General features: G+C 46.3%; 21 protein-coding genes. 19 read left to right on the forward strand and 2 right to left on the reverse strand.

Annotated elements, in window-relative coordinates; translation table 11 throughout:
- From VFH06_03585 to uvrB, 4 genes are read left to right on the forward strand one after another with little or no spacing between them, the layout of a single operon-like run.
- Window positions 1–1,488 carry a carbohydrate kinase family protein gene (locus VFH06_03585; GenBank protein ID HET6747160.1) on the forward strand — a complete coding sequence of 496 codons (1,488 nt, stop codon included), beginning with the start codon at window positions 1–3 and terminating at the stop codon, window positions 1,486–1,488.
- 1 nt (window position 1,489) lies between these two features.
- Window positions 1,490–2,098 (forward strand): hypothetical protein, encoded by a 609-nt coding sequence (locus VFH06_03590; protein HET6747161.1) that lies wholly within the window; start codon window positions 1,490–1,492, stop codon window positions 2,096–2,098.
- A gap of 1 nt (window position 2,099) precedes the next feature.
- Window positions 2,100–2,828: a hypothetical protein gene (locus VFH06_03595; protein ID HET6747162.1), complete on the forward strand. Its 729-nt coding sequence runs from the start codon at window positions 2,100–2,102 to the stop codon at window positions 2,826–2,828.
- A 13-nt stretch (window positions 2,829–2,841) separates the two neighbouring features.
- Window positions 2,842–4,812: an excinuclease ABC subunit UvrB gene (gene uvrB / locus VFH06_03600; GenBank protein ID HET6747163.1), complete on the forward strand. Its 1,971-nt coding sequence runs from the start codon at window positions 2,842–2,844 to the stop codon at window positions 4,810–4,812.
- Window positions 4,813–4,814: 2 nt separating this feature from the next.
- On the opposite strand, the gene VFH06_03605 is transcribed toward uvrB, so the two are convergent.
- Window positions 4,815–5,639 (reverse strand): hypothetical protein, encoded by an 825-nt coding sequence (locus tag VFH06_03605; protein ID HET6747164.1) that lies wholly within the window; start codon window positions 5,637–5,639, stop codon window positions 4,815–4,817.
- 234 nt (window positions 5,640–5,873) lie between these two features.
- On the opposite strand from VFH06_03605, the gene VFH06_03610 reads away from it, so the two are divergent.
- The gene (locus VFH06_03610; GenBank protein HET6747165.1) at window positions 5,874–7,088 is read left to right on the forward strand and encodes a DEAD/DEAH box helicase; all 1,215 of its coding nucleotides are present in this window, start codon (window positions 5,874–5,876) and stop codon (window positions 7,086–7,088) included.
- A 32-nt stretch (window positions 7,089–7,120) separates the two neighbouring features.
- On the opposite strand, the gene VFH06_03615 is transcribed toward VFH06_03610, so the two are convergent.
- Window positions 7,121–7,525 (reverse strand): NUDIX hydrolase, encoded by a 405-nt coding sequence (locus tag VFH06_03615; protein ID HET6747166.1) that lies wholly within the window; start codon window positions 7,523–7,525, stop codon window positions 7,121–7,123.
- 67 nt (window positions 7,526–7,592) lie between these two features.
- On the opposite strand from VFH06_03615, the gene VFH06_03620 reads away from it, so the two are divergent.
- The 14 genes from VFH06_03620 to VFH06_03685 all read left to right on the forward strand — a co-directional run.
- Window positions 7,593–8,354 carry an ABC transporter ATP-binding protein gene (locus VFH06_03620; GenBank protein HET6747167.1) on the forward strand — a complete coding sequence of 254 codons (762 nt, stop codon included), beginning with the start codon at window positions 7,593–7,595 and terminating at the stop codon, window positions 8,352–8,354.
- Complete coding sequence (locus VFH06_03625; GenBank protein HET6747168.1) at window positions 8,354–9,463, forward strand: ABC transporter permease; 1,110 nt, start codon at window positions 8,354–8,356, stop codon at window positions 9,461–9,463. Before VFH06_03620 ends, VFH06_03625 begins: the two co-directional genes overlap by 1 nt.
- A 27-nt stretch (window positions 9,464–9,490) precedes the next feature.
- On the forward strand, window positions 9,491–9,781 hold the full coding sequence (gene gatC / locus VFH06_03630) for an Asp-tRNA(Asn)/Glu-tRNA(Gln) amidotransferase subunit GatC (protein HET6747169.1): 291 nt from the start codon (window positions 9,491–9,493) through the stop codon (window positions 9,779–9,781).
- A 1-nt stretch (window position 9,782) separates the two neighbouring features.
- Window positions 9,783–11,186 (forward strand): Asp-tRNA(Asn)/Glu-tRNA(Gln) amidotransferase subunit GatA, encoded by a 1,404-nt coding sequence (gene gatA, locus VFH06_03635; GenBank protein ID HET6747170.1) that lies wholly within the window; start codon window positions 9,783–9,785, stop codon window positions 11,184–11,186.
- A 3-nt stretch (window positions 11,187–11,189) separates the two neighbouring features.
- Window positions 11,190–11,609, forward strand: coding sequence for a hypothetical protein (locus VFH06_03640; GenBank protein HET6747171.1), 420 nt, complete (start codon window positions 11,190–11,192; stop codon window positions 11,607–11,609).
- Window positions 11,609–13,060 carry an Asp-tRNA(Asn)/Glu-tRNA(Gln) amidotransferase subunit GatB gene (gene gatB / locus VFH06_03645; protein ID HET6747172.1) on the forward strand — a complete coding sequence of 484 codons (1,452 nt, stop codon included), beginning with the start codon at window positions 11,609–11,611 and terminating at the stop codon, window positions 13,058–13,060. The genes VFH06_03640 and gatB overlap by 1 nt, the downstream gene beginning before the upstream one ends.
- Complete coding sequence (locus VFH06_03650; GenBank protein ID HET6747173.1) at window positions 13,061–13,603, forward strand: NUDIX hydrolase; 543 nt, start codon at window positions 13,061–13,063, stop codon at window positions 13,601–13,603.
- Entirely contained in the window at window positions 13,603–14,496 is an 894-nt protein-coding gene (locus VFH06_03655; GenBank protein HET6747174.1) for a sugar phosphate nucleotidyltransferase, read from the forward strand. The genes VFH06_03650 and VFH06_03655 overlap by 1 nt, the downstream gene beginning before the upstream one ends.
- A 64-nt stretch (window positions 14,497–14,560) precedes the next feature.
- Window positions 14,561–14,821, forward strand: a complete 261-nt coding sequence (locus VFH06_03660) for a GlsB/YeaQ/YmgE family stress response membrane protein (protein ID HET6747175.1) — start codon at window positions 14,561–14,563, stop codon at window positions 14,819–14,821.
- A gap of 3 nt (window positions 14,822–14,824) precedes the next feature.
- Window positions 14,825–15,073 (forward strand): hypothetical protein, encoded by a 249-nt coding sequence (locus VFH06_03665; protein ID HET6747176.1) that lies wholly within the window; start codon window positions 14,825–14,827, stop codon window positions 15,071–15,073.
- 1 nt (window position 15,074) lies between these two features.
- Entirely contained in the window at window positions 15,075–15,326 is a 252-nt protein-coding gene (locus tag VFH06_03670; GenBank protein ID HET6747177.1) for a YtxH domain-containing protein, read from the forward strand.
- A 1-nt stretch (window position 15,327) separates the two neighbouring features.
- Entirely contained in the window at window positions 15,328–15,603 is a 276-nt protein-coding gene (locus VFH06_03675) for a DUF5665 domain-containing protein (protein ID HET6747178.1), read from the forward strand.
- Between the two features lie 58 nt (window positions 15,604–15,661).
- Entirely contained in the window at window positions 15,662–19,390 is a 3,729-nt protein-coding gene (locus VFH06_03680) for a DNA polymerase III subunit alpha (GenBank protein HET6747179.1), read from the forward strand.
- A gap of 72 nt (window positions 19,391–19,462) precedes the next feature.
- On the forward strand, window positions 19,463–20,376 hold a 914-nt coding region (locus VFH06_03685), incomplete at its 3' end, for a hypothetical protein (GenBank protein ID HET6747180.1).

Raw genomic sequence — 20,376 nt, forward strand, 5'->3', positions numbered from 1 at the left:
ATGTTTTTAAAAGAGCTGTTAGAAAACGACCATCCATTATTCACGGTAACAATGAACCAGTTGGAGCAAGCAACGGGTAATGCTGGCGTTGACGCGCGACTTATTGCTGATATTACCCAAAAAGCGCATGAAGCTATGCGATCGCTAGGACTTGACCCAAGCGATACGACAGGCGTAGAGCTTTACAATGCATTAAAAAACACTGTGCGTAACGGAAGCGCCGAGACGATCCTTGCACCACTTACGTATACGCTTCTAAATCTAGGCGATGGGCCGATCTCGTTTAATATCCAGGATGTTATTGAAAATGCACATCATGAGCTCGCCTATGTACAACGCCAAACAGGTCACGGTAAGCGCCACTTAAGATTGGAAATCGTGAAGCGATATGCCCAGCATGACCGGACACATGATGAAATTGTGCACAAACTTGCACAAGAAATAGGCTTGAAAACTTCAGAAGATGAAACATACCCGGAGATATCATCGAACGAAAAAAAGCCGTCACTTCTTGCTGTCGGGGATATTTTTACAGATGTTTTTATTCAGCTTCGTGAAGATATCGCAAGGGTTGAGACGGATGATAAAGGAAGTAAGTGGTTGAGCGTTCCTTTTGGCTCAAAGCCTCCCTATGATGGCGCGGAAGTTGTTCAGGCAGTCGGTCCGTCACCAAATGCCGCCGTAGCCGTGAGCAGATTAGGTTTAGCCACCTCTCTCATGGCCTTTTTGGGTAAAGACCGTACAGGCGAAGAGTCCCTTAGTTATCTTCATAAGGAGGGAATAGATACGTCATTAGTCGCAGCTGAAGATGGTCTAAAATCTAATTGCTACTATGTGCTTCGCTATGGTGCTGAGCGGACAATTTTGGTGAAAAACGAAAGTTACGATTATAAGTGGCGAGAGCCGGAGTCGCCGCCCGACTGGATATATCTTTCGCTTATTAGTAAGTCCGCCTGGCAGCTCCACGAGGACCTTCTTCGCTATCTTAGCGCGCATCCGCAGATAAAATTGGCGTTTCAGCCAGGTACTTTCCACTTTGAGTGGGGTACGGAAAAGCTAAAAGAGATCTATAACCGTTCATATATCGTGGTTATGAACCGGGAAGAAGCGGCTCTAGTGACGGAGAAAAGTGCTGAATCGATCAAGGAACTAGCTTCAGCCCTTCACGGCCTTGGACCAAAAGTGGTCATTATTACTGATGGGTCCGCGGGGTCATATGCTTCATACGATAAAAAAGTAATCAAAATGCCAAATTATCCAGATCCAGCGCCACCGTACGATAGAACAGGAGCGGGCGACGCCTTCGCATCGACAATTGTTGCTGCTTTGGCACTTGGCGAAACGATTGAAACAGCGCTTCAATGGGCCCCGATCAATAGCATGAGCGTCGTGCAAAAGTTGGGCGCGCAAGCGGGACTGTTGAAGAGGAACGAGATAGAGAAATACCTTCAAGACGCCCCGGCGGAGTATAAGGCAGAGGAGCTATAGAATGCGATATCAGATTTGTGTTTCAGGAGCTGCGAGCGGAGGGACAGTACAAAAGTCGCACCAGCTTGCATTCGATTTAGGAAAGGCGATTGCCGCCCAAGGAAAGACGCTTCTTACGGGGGCAACTGTAGGCTTGCCGCATTATGCTGCCATGGGTTTTATGAGTGTAGAAGATTCTCGGGGCGTGTCGGTTGGTTTTTCGCCAGCATCATCATTTCGGGAGCATGTTGCGACGTACCGATTACCGACGAAAGAATTTGATTACATTAATTTTACAGGCATGGAATATGTTGGCAGGGATGTTCATTTGGTGCGAAGCTGCGATGGGATGATTACTGTTGGTGGGCGCATGGGGAGCCTCCATGAGCTTTCTACCGCACTGGAGAGTCGTAAAGTGTGCGGTGTCTTACTGGGAAGCGGAGGGCTGGCAGATTATATCCCCACACTTTTGGAGCATATCGAAGCTCCCGGGGCTAAAGAAGTTATTTTTGACACGAACCCAGATACGCTTGTTACGAAGGTAATTGCAGCACTCGATAAACGGTATTCTGATTTCATTGATGACGGAACCGATAGTCACTTAAGCCCACTAAGATCAGGGAGGGGATAGTATGAATACGCAAAAACAATCAGGAAGTGCGCACGTTATTATCATCGGCATACTAGTAGTGGCACTCCTTGGGGCGCTTGGGTTTGTTTTTTATCAAAACTTTATGGCAAAGAAGACGGATACGACCTCATCATCAACGGAGACAATGCCTAAAGAACAGCTAAAAACGGCGCGCGTTGCGCTAAACAGCGCTATTTACGCGCTTGATTATCCATCTGATTGGTCAGAGGTAATTGTACCTGGGGCGGGAAACACTAATTCGGTAACCATAACTAATCCAGACAAATCAGTCCGCGTGAAGATGGATGTTTCTTCAGGGGGAATCGGTGGAGCTTGCGACTCTAGCAGCCCGCTGAAGCTTCGGTTTTATAATGTATATCCACAGGCTGTTACTAAGCTCAATGCTTCTACGGCATATGTCGTTGAGGCAATGACTGATGCCGAAGGCGGAGGCTATAACTATAAAATTGGCCTTACTCAAGACGGTGGCGATACGCACGCAGCGCTTGGAGATTCAATGTGCACCGTTTCGTATGTAGGGGTTGCCTCACGTTTAGTTTTGCAGAACGACACGGTCACCTCTCCGACGATTATCCTTACTATTGACTTCCCGAAGCTCGTTAATGGTGATGACACCCGTGTAAAAGAGATGCAAGTCGTAAAGGACATGATTGCGACGGACGATTATAAGGCTGCTATAAAGACGCTCGAATCGGCACGCAAGGAATAGTATAATAGAACGGATGACTTCAAAATTCCGTTTAGAAACAAAGTATGAGCCTACTGGCGATCAGCCTGCTGCTATTACTCAGCTTGTCACCGGACTTGAAAATGGAGAGCGCGAGCAAACACTTCTTGGTGTGACAGGAAGCGGTAAGACATTTACAATGGCGAATATCATTGCCAAACGCGGCGTTCCAACTCTGGTACTTGCTCACAATAAGACGCTCGCAGCGCAACTTTATAGCGAATTTAAGGCGTTTTTCCCCGAAAACGAAGTTCACTATTTTGTAAGTTACTTCGATTATTATCAGCCAGAGGCGTATATTGCCAGCAGTGATACATACATTGAAAAAGACAGCAAAATAAACGATGAAATTGATCGCTTGAGGCACGCTGCCACTTCGGCACTTCTGACACGTCGCGACGTTATTATTGTCGCCAGCGTGAGTTGTATTTATGGTATCGGATCGCCAGACGATTACGCGGAGATGTCGATAACTGTAACGCGCGGTGAACGGCGTCAACAAGACAAACTCGTGCGGCTTCTTACTGATATCCAATACCAACGAAATGATATGGATTTTCATCGAGGTACCTTCCGTGTTAAGGGCGATGTGGTTGATGTTTTTCCGGCAGGCCGTGATGTCGGTTTTCGATTGGAGTTTTTTGGGGATGAGGTTGACCGCATTACGCAGATCGATCCACTTACGGGTGAAATTACTGCTGAGCCTCAGAGTATTACGATTTTTCCAAGCAGTCACTACGTTACACCAAAAGAAAAGCTTGCCCACGCTATAGAAGGTATTAAAAAAGAGTTTGAGGAGCGCGTGGAGTGGTTTGAAAAAAATAATAAACTACTTGAAGCTCAGCGGCTAAGCCAGCGCACAAAGTACGATATTGAAATGCTCGAAGAAACAGGATTCGTCAAAGGAATTGAAAACTATTCTCGTTATCTTACAAACCGCGAAGTGGGCGAACAGCCAGCCACGCTATTGGATTATTTTCCTGACGATTTTCTCCTGCTTATCGATGAAAGTCATCAAACACTACCGCAAGTAAGAGGTATGTATAATGGTGACCGCGCACGTAAGGAAGTGCTGGTGGAACATGGATTTCGGTTACCCTCAGCTCTGGATAACCGTCCACTGACGTTTGCGGAATTTGAGCGACATGTCAATCAAATAATTTACGTCTCAGCGACGCCGGGCGACTATGAAATTGCCCGGAGTCCTAAGCCTGCCGAGCAAATTATTCGCCCGACCGGTCTTGTAGATCCGCATATTTCAATCCGTCCGACAAAGGGTCAGATCGACGATCTTATCGCTGAAATTCGTGACCGAATTGAAAAAAAGGAGCGTGTCCTTGTTACAACCCTGACTAAAAGAATGGCCGAGGATCTCTCAACCTATCTTCAAGAGCTGAATATTAAAACTGCTTATATCCATAGTGAAGTTGATACGTTGGAGCGTGGCGACATTCTTCGCGATTTGCGTACGGGAGTCTATGACGTTCTTGTCGGGATTAACCTGCTACGGGAAGGGCTTGATCTTCCTGAAGTAAGCATGGTAGCAATTATGGATGCTGATAAGGAGGGCTTTTTGAGAAGTGCGCGAGCGCTCATTCAGATCATCGGCCGTGCGGCGCGTCATGTAAATGGTACTGTGCTGATGTACGCCGATACTATGACGGATTCTATGAAGGAGGCAATCGGAGAGACAGACCGACGACGCGAGATTCAGGAAACGTATAATCGCGAGCATGGCATCACGCCGACAAGCATTGCCAAAGAGATTGACGAAGGTCTACGTGCCATTATTCCAATGAAAGAAGATACGAAAAAGAAAATCGATCTTAAAAAGATTCCAAAAGATGAGTACGAGACATTAGCAAAGGAGCTGACATCTCAAATGGAGCTTGCCAGTGCGAACTTGGAGTTTGAAAAAGCAGCTGAGCTTCGTGACTTGATTGCCGAAATCAAACAAAAAATGTAGATTTACTTTTTGTCTAAAATTCTTTCAACCCGTACAAGAGCGGCGGCATAGCGTGCAACTTGTTCTCGCGCACGCTCAAGAGACGTCGAGGGTGCATCGTATGTTGTGAGGAAATCTAGCATTTCTCGTTTTTTGCGTAACTTGGCATTCATCTGTTCACGATAGGCGTAAAGGAAAGCCGTGCCTTCATGTCCGTTTAGAGGGAGCTCCGGTGTCATCGGAAGCGTAAAGGTGTGTTGCAATACACCATCTCGATTTTCGCGGACTGCCTTTAAAAGCTTCTCTTCAACAGGAAGGCCCGATTCGCCAGAGCGAATGTATTCAAGGCTCTCTTTAGTGAAGTAGGTAGCAGAAATAATAGCTTGCTTCGTAGGTTTTTCACTTAATGTATCTACACTTTTTGTTGGGCCGCTAGGAAAAGAAGCAATATATGAAGCGGTGATACTCCCTGGCGGAATGATTCGATCAAATACGACAGCATTCGATAAAACGGTAGCGCCAAGCCGTGCAACGATGGCTTCGTAGAATTCAAAAACATCTTCAGGCAAGTGTTTTGTGTTTGTTTGTTCCCGCATCCTGCCGATATCATCGCTTTTTAATGACGATATGCCTAGCCGCTCTGTTGAAACATGCTGAAGAGGTCGGGAATCATTGAGGTACCTTTTTACTACTTCAAGTCCGAGCATGGCGATCGGTTTTTCCCTGTACGCAGGAGGGATATTACCTTCAATATGAGTTTGATATGCTAAGACGTACAAATGACGAGCTTCAGTGGTAAAATCCACGAGAAGCTCCTGATTGGTAGGGTATCCGTCACGTCTTGGCATGTCATTTAAAGTATAGCCCAAAACCTTGCAAAAATAGGCCAAGTGGTGTATAATAGAAGTATTGCATTCGATGAATGTCGAGCCTCTTTCAAAGATGTGCGCTCCATATAATTAATTGGTTACCTAGAGTAGCTGGCGCCACCACCGAAATATCCTCTCGCTGTTCTCCCTAGGGTTTTACCCTTTAGACTGCATACAGCTATTAAAATTAGAATAACGAAAGGGTTATTTTTTATGGCATTTCAACAACGACGAAATGGACGTCCCCAGGGGCGACCACATAGTGGAAATCGTAATTTTGGGGGACGTCGCGGCGGTAGTCGTGGTCCTGCTAAAAAGTACATTCATCCATCTAAATTTATTAATAAGGCCGTCACGAAGGCTGATGAAATAGTATACGAGGCCAAGCACAAGTTTGCTGATTTTCCTTTTGGAGCAGAACTTCATCATAATATTGCTAAAAAGGGTTACGAAACGCCAAGTGCCATTCAAGACCAAGCAATACCTCATATTATTGAGGGTCGTGACGTTATCGGTCTTGCAAACACCGGTACAGGTAAAACTGCTGCCTTCCTTTTGCCAATCATTGAGCGTCAAAGCGGCATTATGCTTCGCCCAAGTGTGCTTGTTGTTGCTCCCACCCGCGAATTAGCTCAGCAGATCGACGAACAATTTCGTGAATTTTCGCGTGGTCTCGGACTGTATTCAACATTAGTTGTTGGCGGTGTTAATATCGATCGTCAAATACGTGATCTTAAGCGACGCCCGCATGTGATTATTGGTACGCCTGGCCGCTTGAAGGATCTGCTTCACCGTCATGTTTTGCAACTCAAGAATATGACAACGCTTGTTCTTGATGAGGCCGACCGTATGCTCGACATGGGCTTTCTGCCTGATATTCGTGAACTTGTGGGTGGCATGCCAAGCGATCGTCAAACACTCTTCTTTAGCGCCACGATCACACCTGAAATTTCAGCTCTTGTTCATGACTTTTTGAACGATCCGGTGACTATTTCGGTACGAACGGCAGAGACTAACGAGCATATCGAACAGGATGTTATTGAAGCACGTGATAAGGCCCATAAGCTTGAGCTGCTTACGAACATGCTGGGCGATGATACTTACGAAAAAGTACTCGTATTTGGCGAGACAAAGTTTGGCGTGCAGCGCCTGAGCGATCACCTTGAAAAAAGCGGTATCTCCTCGGTTGCTATTCATGGTAATAAAAATCAATCACAGCGTCAGCGTGCTTTGAAGCAATTCAAAGACGAGCGGGTACGTGTGATGGTAGCTACGGATGTCGCAGCCCGTGGTCTTGATATTCCGAACGTTACGCACGTGATTAACTTCGATACGCCACAAACCTACGAAGACTACGTGCACCGTATCGGCCGAACTGGCCGTGGCGGCGCGTCTGGTCATGCGCATACGTTTATTGATCAGCGATAACATTGCTTATAGTCAAAAAAGCGCCATCGTTTTCAGGCGCTTTTTTGCTTCTCGAGAACTTCTCGTATGTAGGGGTCAATCGAAGTGGAGAGAGCCTCACTTTGGGTCATCCAGGCTACTTCCTGGTGCTCATCGCTAATTTTAGGCTTTCCTTCGCCGTGAGCGAGATAGGTAAGTCGTACTACGTGAAGGTCTGCGTGTGAAACAAATATATCTTGTGCCGCCTGGAGTTGAGGCGAATTATCTATTGAGAGTCCGGTCTCTTCTTTGATTTCTCTCGCAAGCGCTTCAAGCAGTGGTTCTTCCGGTTCGATCCGTCCACCCGGAATATCCCAATGAGGAACATCTTCTCCAGCGAAGGCTTGTGCACGTCGTATAAAAAGAAACTGCTGGTTATTATTTTGAATAAGTATCTTAACACCTACTTGAAGCTTCATAGACTCAAGCGTATCACGAAGTAAAAAGAATAGAAATGTCCGTATCGTATATGCTAAGATACTGACTATGAGTACGATGGTAAAAGTAAAAAACCTCAAAAAGCGGTACGGTGACAAACAAGCAGTCAACGGTATTAGTTTTGAGGTAAAAAAGGGCGAGATATTTGGTATTTTGGGACCAAATGGGGCCGGCAAAACGACAACGCTTGAAATGATGGAGACGCTTCGTCCGATTGACGACGGTGAAGTAACAATAGATGGCATTAACGTAGCTGAAAATCCACAGAAAATTAAATATCTTATTGGTGTGCAGCCGCAATCTCCTGCTTTTCAGGATAAAACAAAGCTGACGGAAATTATTGAGATGTTCGCGGCAGCATACGGCGAGCGCGTCGATACGATGGAATTTCTTAAAGATGTTGACCTTGAGGAAAAAGCGAATGATTATGTCGAGTCGCTTTCTGGCGGACAAAAACAGCGCTTGAGTATTACGACTGCGCTTGTTCATGGGCCGAAGGTGTTTTTTCTGGATGAGCCGACGACGGGTCTTGATCCCCAAGCGCGTCGCCATCTTTGGGAGCTCATTGAAAAGGTGCGCAGTAAGGGTATTAGTGTGATCATGACGACGCACTACATGGACGAAGCGGAGATTCTTTGTGATCGTATTGCCGTTATGGACAATGGAAAAATCATTGCAATCGATACGCCCAAGAATCTTATCAAACAGCTTCTTGACCGCGGTTTCAAAAAGAAGCAACAAGTAGAGCAGGCCAACCTTGAAGATGTATTTATTGACCTCACCGGCAAAGAACTAAGGGAGGGCCAGTAATGAAACGTTCGCTATTTACAGTTGGAACTTTTGTCAAAATTAACACTAAGCGATTTTTCCGTGACAAGCTTGCCTTATTTTTCGGAATTGGATTTCCACTCATCTTTCTTTTTGTTTTCGGAAGTCTTAATAGCGGTTCGAAAGACCTTAGCTTTAACGTAGCGCTTATTAACGAATCGAATACAAGTGTTGCCACGGAGTTTGTTAAAAAAGCCGAATCAAGCGATGTTCTCAAGGTGAATAAGGACGTAAAAACACTTGATGCCGCCAAAGATAAAATGAGTCGTTCAGAGCTTGACGCAGCGATTGTGCTTCCTAAAGATTTTGGTGAAGTAAAGAATGGCCAGAATTTCCCGAGCGGTCAAGCGGATGTTGTGTATACACAAAATAACGAACAATCTGGTCAAGCGTTAGCGAGTATTCTCGATGGGCAATTTAAGGCCATGAACGGTCAGTTTGTGAAAAACGAAACACCATTTACGGTAAATTCTGATAAGCTCAACGAGCGAAGTTTAAGTGCATTCGACTATACCTTTGCTGGACTTCTGGGCTTTGCCATCATTGGTATGGGGATTTTTGGACCCGTGAATGTCTTCCCTGAACTGAAGAAAATGGGAATTTTGCGTCGCCTTTCGACGACACCACTACGAGTATGGCAATATTTCCTTTCGACTATGATAGGCCAGGCAATTATTGGACTCTTGAGTCTTGCGATCATGTTTGTTGTAGCTATCGTGTTCTTCAAGCTTCAAGTAGTAGGAAATTACTTTGAACTGGCAATTTTCCTCATTTTGGGCATTACGATGATTCTTGGAATAGGGCTGGCGCTTGGTGGCTGGGCACGTAACGAACGCCAAGCTGCTCCACTTTCGAATATCGTCGTGTTTCCAATGATGTTTCTCTCGGGGACATTTTTCCCGCGTTATATCATGCCAGAATGGCTTCAGCACGTATCTTCGCTGTTGCCTTTGACACCTGTGATTGATGGTATCAGATTGATTGCAACGGAAGGCAAACACTTGATTGATATCTTGTCGCAAGTTGGTCTGATTGGTGTATGGATGGTTGTTATTTACTTGATCGCCTTCAAAGTATTCCGCTGGGAATAGGTGTAGGTTTTAGGTATAATAGATACCATGACTCAAATTTCTACAGATGATGTGCGTCATTTAGCGCAACTCAGTAGCTTACAATTGTCCGATCAAGAAATCGGCTCATTAAAGGATGACATCGTAAACATACTTAACTACGTGGATTTACTAGCAGAACTCGATACGGAAAATGTAGAGCCGACGTATCAAGTGACGGGCCTTGAAAATATATGGCGTAGCGACGAAATTGAAAACGGTGCCATTACCAGAGAGCAGCTTCTGGCACTTGCCCCCCAGGCGCAGGATAATCAAGTAAAGGTGCCGAAAGTTCTATAGCATGACCCAAATTTCTTCTTTAGTTGAACGTATTAAAAGTGGCCAGACAACAGCTCGCCAGGAGGTAGAACGAGCGTTTGCCAAGGCGAGCGAGAATGAGGCGTATCATGCGCTCCTTAGTCTTACGAAGGAGCGTGCACTTGAGCGGGCAGATGATATTGACGCGCGAATCAAACAGGGTGAAGAAGCAGGAAAACTTGCCGGGGTCCCCTTTGCGGTAAAGGATAACTTCCTTGCCTTTGGAGCGCCTACAACCGCCGCGAGTAGAATCCTTGAAAGCTTTGCTTCTCCCTTGCAGGCCACCGCGGTTGAGAAGCTCGAAGCCGAAGGCGCAATCTGTATCGGAAAAACAAACCTCGATGCATTTGCGCACGGAGGAAGTACCGAGAACTCCGCATTCGGCCCAACCAAGAATGCACATAATAAGACAAAGGTTGCGGGAGGAAGCAGTGGTGGATCAGCTGTCGCTACGGCACTTGATATCGTACCGTTTGCACTCGGTTCGGATACGGGTGGCTCGATTCGTCAGCCCGCTAGCTTTAATGGTGTCGTTGGTGTAAAGCCCACCTATGGCACGGTGAGCCGTTATGGAGTGGTTGCTATGGCGAGCAGCACAGATTGTATCGGCTGCTTTGCGGTTGATGTAAGTGATGCTGCGCTTGTAACTGATATTATAAGCGGACGTGATCCGCGCGACATGACCACATTACCCGACTTCTTCAAAATGACAGATGAGATAAAACAGGGTCAAAAAATAGGTCTCATTAAAGAGTTTATGACTAATGACGTCGATGCTGATGTTCGGGCTCGAACTCTGGAATATGCTGAGAAACTACGCGCAGCCGGGCATACGGTTGAAGAGGTGAGTATGCCTTCTGTAAAATACGCCTTAGCGATTTATTACATTGTGGTACCTGCGGAAGTGAGCAGCAACCTTGCTCGATATGATGGTATTCGCTACGGCACGCGTGCTGAGGGCGTAAAAACATTGGCTGAACTCTACGGCAAGTCACGTGGCGAAGGTTTTGTAACGGAAAATAAACGTCGCATTATGATTGGCAGCTATGTGCTTTCAAGCGGCTTCTTTGATGCGTACTATCTTAAAGCGCAAAAAGCTCGTACGCTGCTGATCCAGGCCTTCGATCAACTATTTGAAACATATGATGCATTGATCGGTCCCGTGACGCCAACTCCGGCATTCGATCTTGGCGCTAATACTGACGATCCGGTAAAAATGTATTTGGCCGATATTATGACAGTTCCAGCGAGCCTTGCGGGAATCCCTGCGATAAGTATTCCTGCGGGCGAGAGCGCATCGGGTTTGCCGATTGGCGTGCAGCTTATGGGTCCGCAAAAGAGTGACGCGCAGCTACTCGCGCTGGCAGAATCGATGGAGGGCAAATAAAAGATGGACGGTACGCTTCTTGCATTCATGGTAGGCATTCTCATTGTCGGGATTTTGCTTATCGTTGTTATTACGTTGACCAAACGTGGTCCAGTAGGGCTCGACGTTGAAAAGTATCGCTCGCGGTGGCTCCAGATTGAATCGAGCTTGAAACGCGATGAGTCATCGAGCTATCATCTGGCGGTACTCAATGCTGACAAACTTCTTGATCAGGCGCTGCGTGAGCGTGGCGTAAAGGGCGAGACTATGGGTGAACGGATGAAGACCGTTCGCGATACGTGGAGTAACGCCAATACAGTGTGGTCTGCGCATAAACTACGTAATCAGATCGCCCATGAGTCTGATGTCCATGTAAGTTATGATGATGCGCGACGGGCGCTAGCAGGCTTTAAGCAGGCCCTCAAAGATGTAGGAGCGATCTAATGATTACGGAAGAAGTGCTGAACAAATACGAGATGACGATTGGTATCGAGTGCCATGTGCAGCTTGCGACCGATACAAAATTATTTAGTTTTGCGGATAATGATGCCCGGGATAAATCACCAAATAGCGTGGTAAGCCCAATTGATTACGGCCTGCCAGGCATGCTCCCTGTTTTAAACCGTAAGGCGGTTGACCTTGCCATCAAGGCGGGAAGGGCGCTTAATGCCGAAATAGCTCCGGTGAGCCGATTTGATCGTAAGCACTATTTTTATCCTGATCTTCCAAAAGGATACCAGACAACCCAAATGTATCAGCCGATTATCCTCGCAGGATACGTCGATGCTCCATTAGATGATGGCCAGACGGTGAGAGTCCGTATTCATCATGCACATATGGAAGAAGACGCCGGAAAGCTGACGCACTTTAGCGATTACAGTCTCGTCGATCTTAACCGGGCGGGAACGCCACTCATTGAGATCGTTTCAGAGCCGGACATTCACTCGCCGGCAGCGGCGAAGTCATTTGCGGCTGAGCTTCACCGGCTTATGACATATGCAGGCGTGACGCACGGCGACTTGTATCACGGTAATATGCGGTTCGATGTTAATATCTCCGTTGCGCTAAAGGGGTCTCAGGAGCTTGGTAAGCGCGCAGAAGTGAAGAACCTTAATTCATTTAGGAGTGTGGAACGCGCGGCGGAGTATGAATTTAGGCGCCAGGTTGAACTACTGGAAAAAGGCGAGCAGGTAACGCAAGAGACGCGGGGTTGGGATGATGCAAAGCAGAAAACAAACAGCCAACGCTCTAAAGAAGACGCACAGGATTATCGCTATATGCCCGATGCCGATATTCCACCGATCGTTCTTACGAGAGAAGAAATAGAGACGATACAGGCTGAGGTGCCGATGCTGCCACCTGTTTATCGCGACAAATGGATTTCGCTTAATCTCGATCGCTCGGTAGTTGATTCGCTCCTAGCGACGCAGGAATACGCCCGGCTTATTACCGAGATTCAGGAAAAGGCTGGTGGTGACACCGCCAAGCGTGTCGCGCATTGGTTTGCAAGTGCACTTGGCAAGGCGGATGAAGAGGCGGCGCCGATACATAGCCGTATGCTTTCGCCCGATGGCTTTATTGAACTTGCCCAAATGGTGGAGGCGAACGAACTAAGCAGCACGGCTGCCAAAGAAGTATTTGCTGGGCTGCTGGTGAGCGATAACTCTCCACGCAAGGTTGCCGAGTCGAAGAACCTACTTCAAGTAAGCAACGAGTCTGCTATTGCGGCAGTGGTGGATGAGGTGTTGGCGGATCCGGCAAGCCGACAATCCCTTGAAGATATTAGGAACGGAAAAGACAAGGCGATCGGCTATCTCGTAGGTCAGGTTATGAAAAAATCAGGAGGTAAAGCCAACCCAGCACTCGCGCAAAAACTAATTCGTGAGAGGTTGTAGATGAAGCCGTGGAAGCGAATAGAACCCACGGAAACAACAAAGGTAGGGTGGCGAACTATCACCTCTAAGACGTTTGTCATGCAAAGTGGCGAGCAGGCTATTTTTGATACGGTTCATAAAGATGGCCAGGAATTTGCAGGTATCATCGCGTTAACAAAAAATAACGAAGTGATTATTGCAAGGCAGTTCCGCCCCGGACCAGAGAAAATTATGGATGAGCTGCCGGGTGGATTTGTTGATGCGGGCGAAACACCCGAGGAGGCCGCCCGCCGAGAGCTTACGGAAGAAACAGGCTATAAAGCTGGGCATGTTCAGTACCTTGGAACTTTTCATAAAGATGTGTATATGAATGCTGTCTGGCATGCATTTATCGCCTTTGACTGTATAAAAGTGACCGAACCTGCGCCTGAGGGTGACGAAGAAGTCGAGGTGACGACCATAACGATCGACGAGTTTATTTCCCGTGCTATGCATGACGGCATGACTAACCATGCGGCCGTTTTGATGGCATACGATGTTTTAATGCAAAGGAGGACTAAATAATGAAGAAGCCAACTAAAGCGATCATTGCCGCAGCTGGATTTGGTACCCGATTTTTACCGCAGACTAAAGCAATGCCAAAGGAAATGATCCCCCTGATTGATAAACCAATTATCCAGTATGTCGTTGAGGAGCTCGTGAGTGCAGGTATTAAGGATATTATTATCGTGGGCAGTAGTAACAAGCGCGCGATCGAGGATCACTTCGATACTCCAAATGAAGACCTGCTTGCTAATTTGCGTGCGGGTGGACCGAAAAAACAGCATTTTATTGACGAACTTGACAATCTTTCAAATATGGCCAATTTCATTTATGTTCGCCAAAAAGGACCATACGGTAACGCTACTCCGCTCATGAGTGCTTCTCATTTAATTGGTCCTGATGAACCCGTTATTTATACATGGGCTGATGATTTTATCATGGCATCGCCAAGTCGCTTTAGCCAGATGATTGCTGTGGCTGAGCGGATGGATGGCGCCGTGTTGTCATGTAAAAAAGTTCAGGATGAAACAGAATATAATAGATATGGTATTGCGGCGGGCAAAATGCTGGAAGACGGTTTATTGCAGATGTCGCATATCGTAGAAAAGCCAGGTAAAGACAATGCACCTTCTGACCTTGCCTCTGTAAGTAGTTACTTGTTGCCGCCTGATTTCTTTAGGTATCTTGATACGGCATTTGAGAACTTTGACGGTGAGGGTGAATTTACTTTCCAGCCAATCATGCAACAGATGATTGATGATGATTATAAATACTTTGCCTATGAAGTGCAAAACGGTACATACTATGATACCGGGGATAAGCTGGAGTATCTTAAAACGGTGATTGATTTTGGATTGGCTCATGAAGAGTTAGGCTCTGATCTTGAGAAGTATATACGCTCTAAGCTTTCATGAAGTTGGCAATAAGCTTCAAAAATCGATACAATGAAAGTACAACAAAAATAACCAAGGAGGTTTTATGAATTGGTTAGGATGGATTGTACTAGGGGCCCTGGCGGGATGGGTCGCAAAACTTATTACAAAAGAAGAAGGCGGTCTTCTGAAAAATATTATTCTTGGAATCATTGGTGGGCTTCTTGGAGGAGGCATCATGCAGTTTCTTGGGGGCAGTGATGTGAATGGATTTAATCCCTATAGTTTTCTTGTCGCCGTACTTGGGGCGATACTTCTTATCTACCTCGGTAGATTATTGACTGGTCAAAAGGTAAATAAGGTCTAAGTGGTGGATTGGGCGCAGATTATTATCGTTTTGCTTGCTGTATGTTTGGTATTGTTCGTTGCTGTCATTGTGGCGCTTGTTGTTATGGTGGTTCGACTTAGTATGCAAATTCGCTCGCTACTGCGCTCTGCTCAGGCGGCTGCTGATAATGTTTCCCATATCGTAAACGATGTGGGTATGGTAACAAAAGCAGCTGCCTTGTTTCAGGTGGTTCGCCGCAAAATAAAGAAACGATCTGGAGGAGAAAAGTAACATGGCAAAAGGAAAGTTTATGATCGGGGCTGTCGTAGGGGCTATCGCCGGGATTGTAGCAGGAGTTCTTACGGCTCCAAAATCAGGCAAAGAAACGCGTGCAGACCTTAAGCAAAAGGCGGTTGATCTCAAACAGAATGTCAGCAGCAAAACAGAAGATATAATGGAAAAATCAGATGATTTCGCAACCGATATGAAAGAGCGTGCTGATCGAGGTATTGAAAGCGCGAAAGGATTTACTAATAAAGAATAATATGAAAAAAGCACTAAAGAAAATTAAGGATGATAACGAAAAAGGTGCTCGGGCAGGGCTTTTAGAAGATTTGTTTTACGATTTTAACCGCAGCAGAGTTGAAGTATATAAAATGAATTTTGTAAGAGGCATCTTTTTTGGCTTAGGAAGCGTGATAGGCGGAACGGTAGTTATTGCCCTGGCTGTATGGATATTAAGCTTGTTTATTCACCTTCCTGGGGTTGGCCAGCCAATTGAGCAGATCCAGCAATCTTTGCAGAAACAGAACAATCAATAAGCTCGTTGTAAACAAAACGATTCTTTAAGATGCGTTACTTGCTATACTAAATATAAGTATGGGGGTTGAAACGAAGACGCAGTCTGCGACGAGCGCAGGGTTGAAGGCATCTGATTATGTGCATTTGCATAATCATACGCACCATAGCTTGCTCGATGGTCTCACAAAGGTTGAAGAGTTGGTAGCTCGCGTGAAAGAACTGGGCATGGAAGCATGTGCCATTACTGATCATGGTACGATGTCGGGTACAGTTGAGTTTTACAAAGCAGCCAAAGAGGCTGGCGTGAAACCAATTTTCGGCATGGAAGCATATGTGGCCGCCCGGAGTAGGTTTGATCGTGACCCTGCTAAGGATAAAGCAAGGTACCACCTTATCTTGCTTGCCATGAACGAAACGGGCTATAAGAATCTTATGTATCTCTCATCAAAAGCCAATCTCGAGGGGATGTACTATAAGCCGCGTATCGACCACGATCTACTGGAGAGCCATAATGAGGGCCTAATTGCCTTATCGGCCTGTGCCAGCGGTGAAATTGGTGAAAACTTGCGCTCGGATAATTACGAAGAAGCTAAAAAAATTGCCTCATGGTATAAAGGCATTTTTGGCGATAGGTATTATTTGGAACTTCAAGATCACGGTCATCCGGATGCTCCGGCTCAATGGGATGTGCAAGTAAAAATCAACGGATACCTGGAAAAATTAGCAGATGAGCTCGATATTCCTTGTGTTGTAACGAGTGACGGACATTATCTTTCGCACGACGATCAAGACACACATGAGATTCTGCTTTGTGTTGGTACGGGTGCGTTTCTTTCTGACGAGAAGCGTATGAGCTTAAAAGATTTTGAGCTCCACGTGACCGATCCGATGGAGATTATTGGTCGTTGGAATAAAACTCACCCTGAAGCAGTGGCGAACACGCGCAAAATTGCCGATATGTGTAACGTTGAGCTGGACCTTGGAAGAATTTTGATTCCGAAATTCCCCGTACCAGAGGGTGAAGACGAAAAAAGCTATCTGGACAAACTCGTTTACCGCGGACTTGCAATGCGCTACAACGAAATATCCGAAGAGGAAGCGAACGCCATGAATCCTGATGATGTTCGTCCGCTACTGGCCGAAAATGTACGGGATCGACTCGATATGGAATTGGGTGTTCTGGATAAGATGGGCTACAACGGATACTTCCTTATTGTGCAAGACTTTATTAACTGGGGCAAAGATCAGGGCATTATTTTTGGACCTGGACGTGGCTCGGCGGCCGGCTCAATTATTGCGTATGCACTTCGCATAACCGACCTTGACCCGTTAAAATATGACCTTCTGTTTGAACGTTTCCTTAACCCGGACCGTATTAGTATGCCGGATATCGACGTCGACATTCAGGATACTCGCCGCGACGAGGTGATTCAATATTGTGCTAATAAATACGGATCTGATAGGGTGTCTAACATCGTAACATTTGGTAAGATGGCCGCTCGTGCTGCGGTGCGTGATGTGGCACGTGTATTGCAGGTGCCATACTCGGAAGCGGATCGTCTCTCAAAGATGATTCCCGCACCCGTGCAAGGTCGTCATATTCCCTTAAGAAAAAGTGTGGTTGAAGATGCTGATTTAAAAAAAGAATACGAAACGAACCCAACCGCAAAAACCGTTTTTGACTATGCAATGCGACTTGAAGGTACCATTCGCTCGCACGGCGTTCATGCGGCAGGTGTGGTGATTGCTCCCGATGACATTGTGAAATATGTTCCGCTTGAAATGGCGCAAAAAGGAGTGGTATCTACACAGTATCCAATGGGACCGGTAGAAGAGTTAGGTCTTCTTAAGATGGACTTTCTTGGACTTTCCAACCTTTCTATTATTAATAACGCACTTCGTATTATCAAAAAAGTATATAAGAATGAAATTGATCTTTCGAAAATCCCTCTTGACGATACAAAGACGTATGAGCTGTTTCAGCGCGGAGACACGACAGGCGTCTTTCAGCTTGAATCTGCGGGCATGAAACGGTATCTGCGCGACCTGAAGCCAACGGTTTTCGAGGACATTATCGCTATGGTTGCCCTGTACAGGCCGGGTCCGATGCAGTTTATCGACAGCTTTATTAAACGAAAGCATGGCGAGGAAGAAATCACCTATCTTGATAAAGGTATGGAAAACGCATTGAGTCCGACCTATGGTATTTTGGTATACCAAGAGCAATTCATGCAGATTTCTAAGGAATGGTGCGGGTTTACTGGTGGTCAGGCCGATACGCTCCGAAAAGCGGTGGGTAAAAAGAAAATCGACCTGATGCGTAAGGTAAAGGTAGATTTCGTTGATGGAGCCATAAAACACGGTGGCGCCAAGAAAGAAGTTGCTGAAAAGTTTTGGGATCAGCTGGAAGAGTTTGCAAACTACTGTTTCAATAAGTCGCACGCGGCATGCTACGGCCTTATTTCATACTGGACGGCCTACCTTAAGGCGCATTATCCTGATGCGTTCATGGCGGCACTTATGACAAGCGACCAAGATGATATTGATCGCTTAGCGATTGAGATTACCGAGTGTAAACATATGGGCATCAAGGTACTGGCACCCGATGTTAATGAATCATACGTTGAGTTTGCGGTCGTGCCGGGGCAAAACCAAATCCGCTTTGGAATGGCTGCGGTAAAAGGCGTGGGTGTTGGGGCTGTTGAAGAAGTACTTCGAGCTCGGGAAGAGGGAAAGTTCTTAGGAATTGAAGACTTTGCTAAACGAGTGAGTACTTCTAAATTTAACCGCAAGGCTTGGGAGTCTTTGATTAAATCTGGTGGATTTGATCAATTTGGAGATCGTTCCGACCTTCTTTTCAACCTCGAGACAATTCAGGCGTTCGCCAGTAAAGTGCAAAAAGAAGCATTGAGCGGGCAGACGGATTTATTTGGGGGTATGAATGATGTTGCCAATATTCAGCCGACTATCACGATGCAGTCGGCGCCGGTAAAATATACGGATAAAGAGCGGCTTACCTGGGAACGTGAGCTGCTCGGGCTCTATATTAGTGCTCATCCGCTTGATAATTATGATGCGTATTTTAATGAGCAAACGATTCCACTTGCGAGTATGAAGCCTGAAATTGACGGCAAAAAAGCAACGATCGGAGGGCTCGTAACAACGGTGCGTACGATTGTGACTAAAAGCGGAACCAAGATGGCATTTTTAGGCCTCGAGGATAAGACGGGCGAGGGTGAAGTGATTGTTTTTCCAAATCTCTACGAACAAGTCGGTGCCAAATTAGTGCAAGATGCGGTGGTACGAGCAAGCGGCAAGGTGAGTGCGCGAGATCGTGATGGTAACGTAGGCGATGAGGCAAAAATGATTGCAGACGAACTAGTAGAAGTGACAGACGAGGAACTAAGGACATACGAATCCACCGGTCGAAAAATGGATACTCCCAAAATGAGCAGCAAAGTAAAAGCAATGCGCGTAGCGGAATATCGTGCTAAAAAAACCGGTGGAAGTATTAGTGCGCCAGCCACGACGAAGCCAAGCGACGAGCCGAGCGATAAGCCACGCCCTATCTTGGATATTCCACCCGTAAAGAAGTTGTTTGTCCATATTAAGCAACCGGATAATCATGAAATACTTCTTCAGCTAAAGCGAATATGTAGTGAGTTTACAGGAAACACTGATATCGTATTAGTACTTGGCGAGGATAAGAAATCTGCCATTAGGCTACCTTTCCGTGTTGATGCGAGCGATGGACTTATTGGCGAACTCGTGAAGCTCCTTGGCGAAGATTGCGTCGTTTTAAAGTAATCCTAGCGGTTTGACACGGTGCTTATCCTTTTGATAGACTGATAAATAGTGACAATGCACAAGGTTATTACAATGCTAAAACAAAAACGCTCCAAAATCGCTATTGGGGTCTGTGCTGTCCTTGTGGCAGTTGCAGGTCCATTACAACTATCGCAATCTGCGCTAGCAGATCGTTATGACGATCAGATTCGTGCTATTCAAGCTCAAGTCAACCAATACCAGGCAAGGGCGGGGGAGCTGCGCCAGCAAGGCGATACCCTTCAGGCTGCGCTCGATACAATTACGGCTGAAAAGAATGCTATCCAGGCTCAGATCAACTTGAACCAAGCAAAATACGACAAACTGACTGCTGACATCGCAACGAACAAGCAGAAACTTGCTGATAATCAAACGGCTCTCGGAGGTATTATTGCTGATCTGTATGTAGATGGCTCTATATCCTCACTTGAAATGCTTGCGAGTAGTAAAAACATCGGCGAATACATGGATAAGAATGAATATCGCACAGCAGCTAGCGAAAAGCTGAGTTCGACGATAGATACTGTCAAAAAGTTGAAAGCGCAACTCGAGTCTGATCAGAAGTCAGTAGAGGCCGTTCTTGCGGATCAAAAAACCCAGAATGAGGCGTTAGTTGCAAAAGAAGCTCAGCAACAGGCATTGGTAGATCAGACGCGAGGTGAAGAAGCTGCCTACCAGCAACAAGTGGCAAGCGGTAAGCAACAGATGGCGCAAGTCGCCGCCCAACAGCGCGCTGCCTTGGCGGCGGCAACGAATGGTGGGCGTAATAATTCAGGATCCGTAGGCGCTTTTCAATTCCGTAATTACAGTGGCAACATGGGCTGTAGCGGAGGATACCCTTACTGTAACGGTGGTTTAGACTACGGAGTTGATCCCTGGGGGCTTTACTACCGCGAATGCGTTAGCTACACGGCGTGGGCTGCCGTGAATGTCTACGGTAAAAAAGTAATGAACTTTGCCGGTGCGGG

The sequence above is a fragment of the Candidatus Saccharimonadales bacterium genome, assembly GCA_035697325.1.
Taxonomy (GTDB): domain Bacteria; phylum Patescibacteriota; class Saccharimonadia; order Saccharimonadales; family Saccharimonadaceae; genus JALRBM01.

What these genes read in the sequence shown, in the direction of transcription:
- VFH06_03585 (HET6747160.1), top strand. Translation starts at nt 1, where the DNA reads ATGTTTTTAAAAGAGCTGTTAGAAAACGACCATCCATTATTCACGGTA.
- VFH06_03590 (HET6747161.1), top strand. Translation starts at nt 1,490, where the DNA reads ATGCGATATCAGATTTGTGTTTCAGGAGCTGCGAGCGGAGGGACAGTA.
- VFH06_03595 (HET6747162.1), top strand. Translation starts at nt 2,100, where the DNA reads ATGAATACGCAAAAACAATCAGGAAGTGCGCACGTTATTATCATCGGC.
- uvrB (HET6747163.1), top strand. Translation starts at nt 2,842, where the DNA reads ATGACTTCAAAATTCCGTTTAGAAACAAAGTATGAGCCTACTGGCGAT.
- VFH06_03605 (HET6747164.1), bottom strand. Translation starts at nt 5,639, where the DNA reads ATGCCAAGACGTGACGGATACCCTACCAATCAGGAGCTTCTCGTGGAT.
- VFH06_03610 (HET6747165.1), top strand. Translation starts at nt 5,874, where the DNA reads ATGGCATTTCAACAACGACGAAATGGACGTCCCCAGGGGCGACCACAT.
- VFH06_03615 (HET6747166.1), bottom strand. Translation starts at nt 7,525, where the DNA reads ATGAAGCTTCAAGTAGGTGTTAAGATACTTATTCAAAATAATAACCAG.
- VFH06_03620 (HET6747167.1), top strand. Translation starts at nt 7,593, where the DNA reads ATGAGTACGATGGTAAAAGTAAAAAACCTCAAAAAGCGGTACGGTGAC.
- VFH06_03625 (HET6747168.1), top strand. Translation starts at nt 8,354, where the DNA reads ATGAAACGTTCGCTATTTACAGTTGGAACTTTTGTCAAAATTAACACT.
- gatC (HET6747169.1), top strand. Translation starts at nt 9,491, where the DNA reads ATGACTCAAATTTCTACAGATGATGTGCGTCATTTAGCGCAACTCAGT.
- gatA (HET6747170.1), top strand. Translation starts at nt 9,783, where the DNA reads ATGACCCAAATTTCTTCTTTAGTTGAACGTATTAAAAGTGGCCAGACA.
- VFH06_03640 (HET6747171.1), top strand. Translation starts at nt 11,190, where the DNA reads ATGGACGGTACGCTTCTTGCATTCATGGTAGGCATTCTCATTGTCGGG.
- gatB (HET6747172.1), top strand. Translation starts at nt 11,609, where the DNA reads ATGATTACGGAAGAAGTGCTGAACAAATACGAGATGACGATTGGTATC.
- VFH06_03650 (HET6747173.1), top strand. Translation starts at nt 13,061, where the DNA reads ATGAAGCCGTGGAAGCGAATAGAACCCACGGAAACAACAAAGGTAGGG.
- VFH06_03655 (HET6747174.1), top strand. Translation starts at nt 13,603, where the DNA reads ATGAAGAAGCCAACTAAAGCGATCATTGCCGCAGCTGGATTTGGTACC.
- VFH06_03660 (HET6747175.1), top strand. Translation starts at nt 14,561, where the DNA reads ATGAATTGGTTAGGATGGATTGTACTAGGGGCCCTGGCGGGATGGGTC.
- VFH06_03670 (HET6747177.1), top strand. Translation starts at nt 15,075, where the DNA reads ATGGCAAAAGGAAAGTTTATGATCGGGGCTGTCGTAGGGGCTATCGCC.
- VFH06_03675 (HET6747178.1), top strand. Translation starts at nt 15,328, where the DNA reads ATGAAAAAAGCACTAAAGAAAATTAAGGATGATAACGAAAAAGGTGCT.
- VFH06_03680 (HET6747179.1), top strand. Translation starts at nt 15,662, where the DNA reads ATGGGGGTTGAAACGAAGACGCAGTCTGCGACGAGCGCAGGGTTGAAG.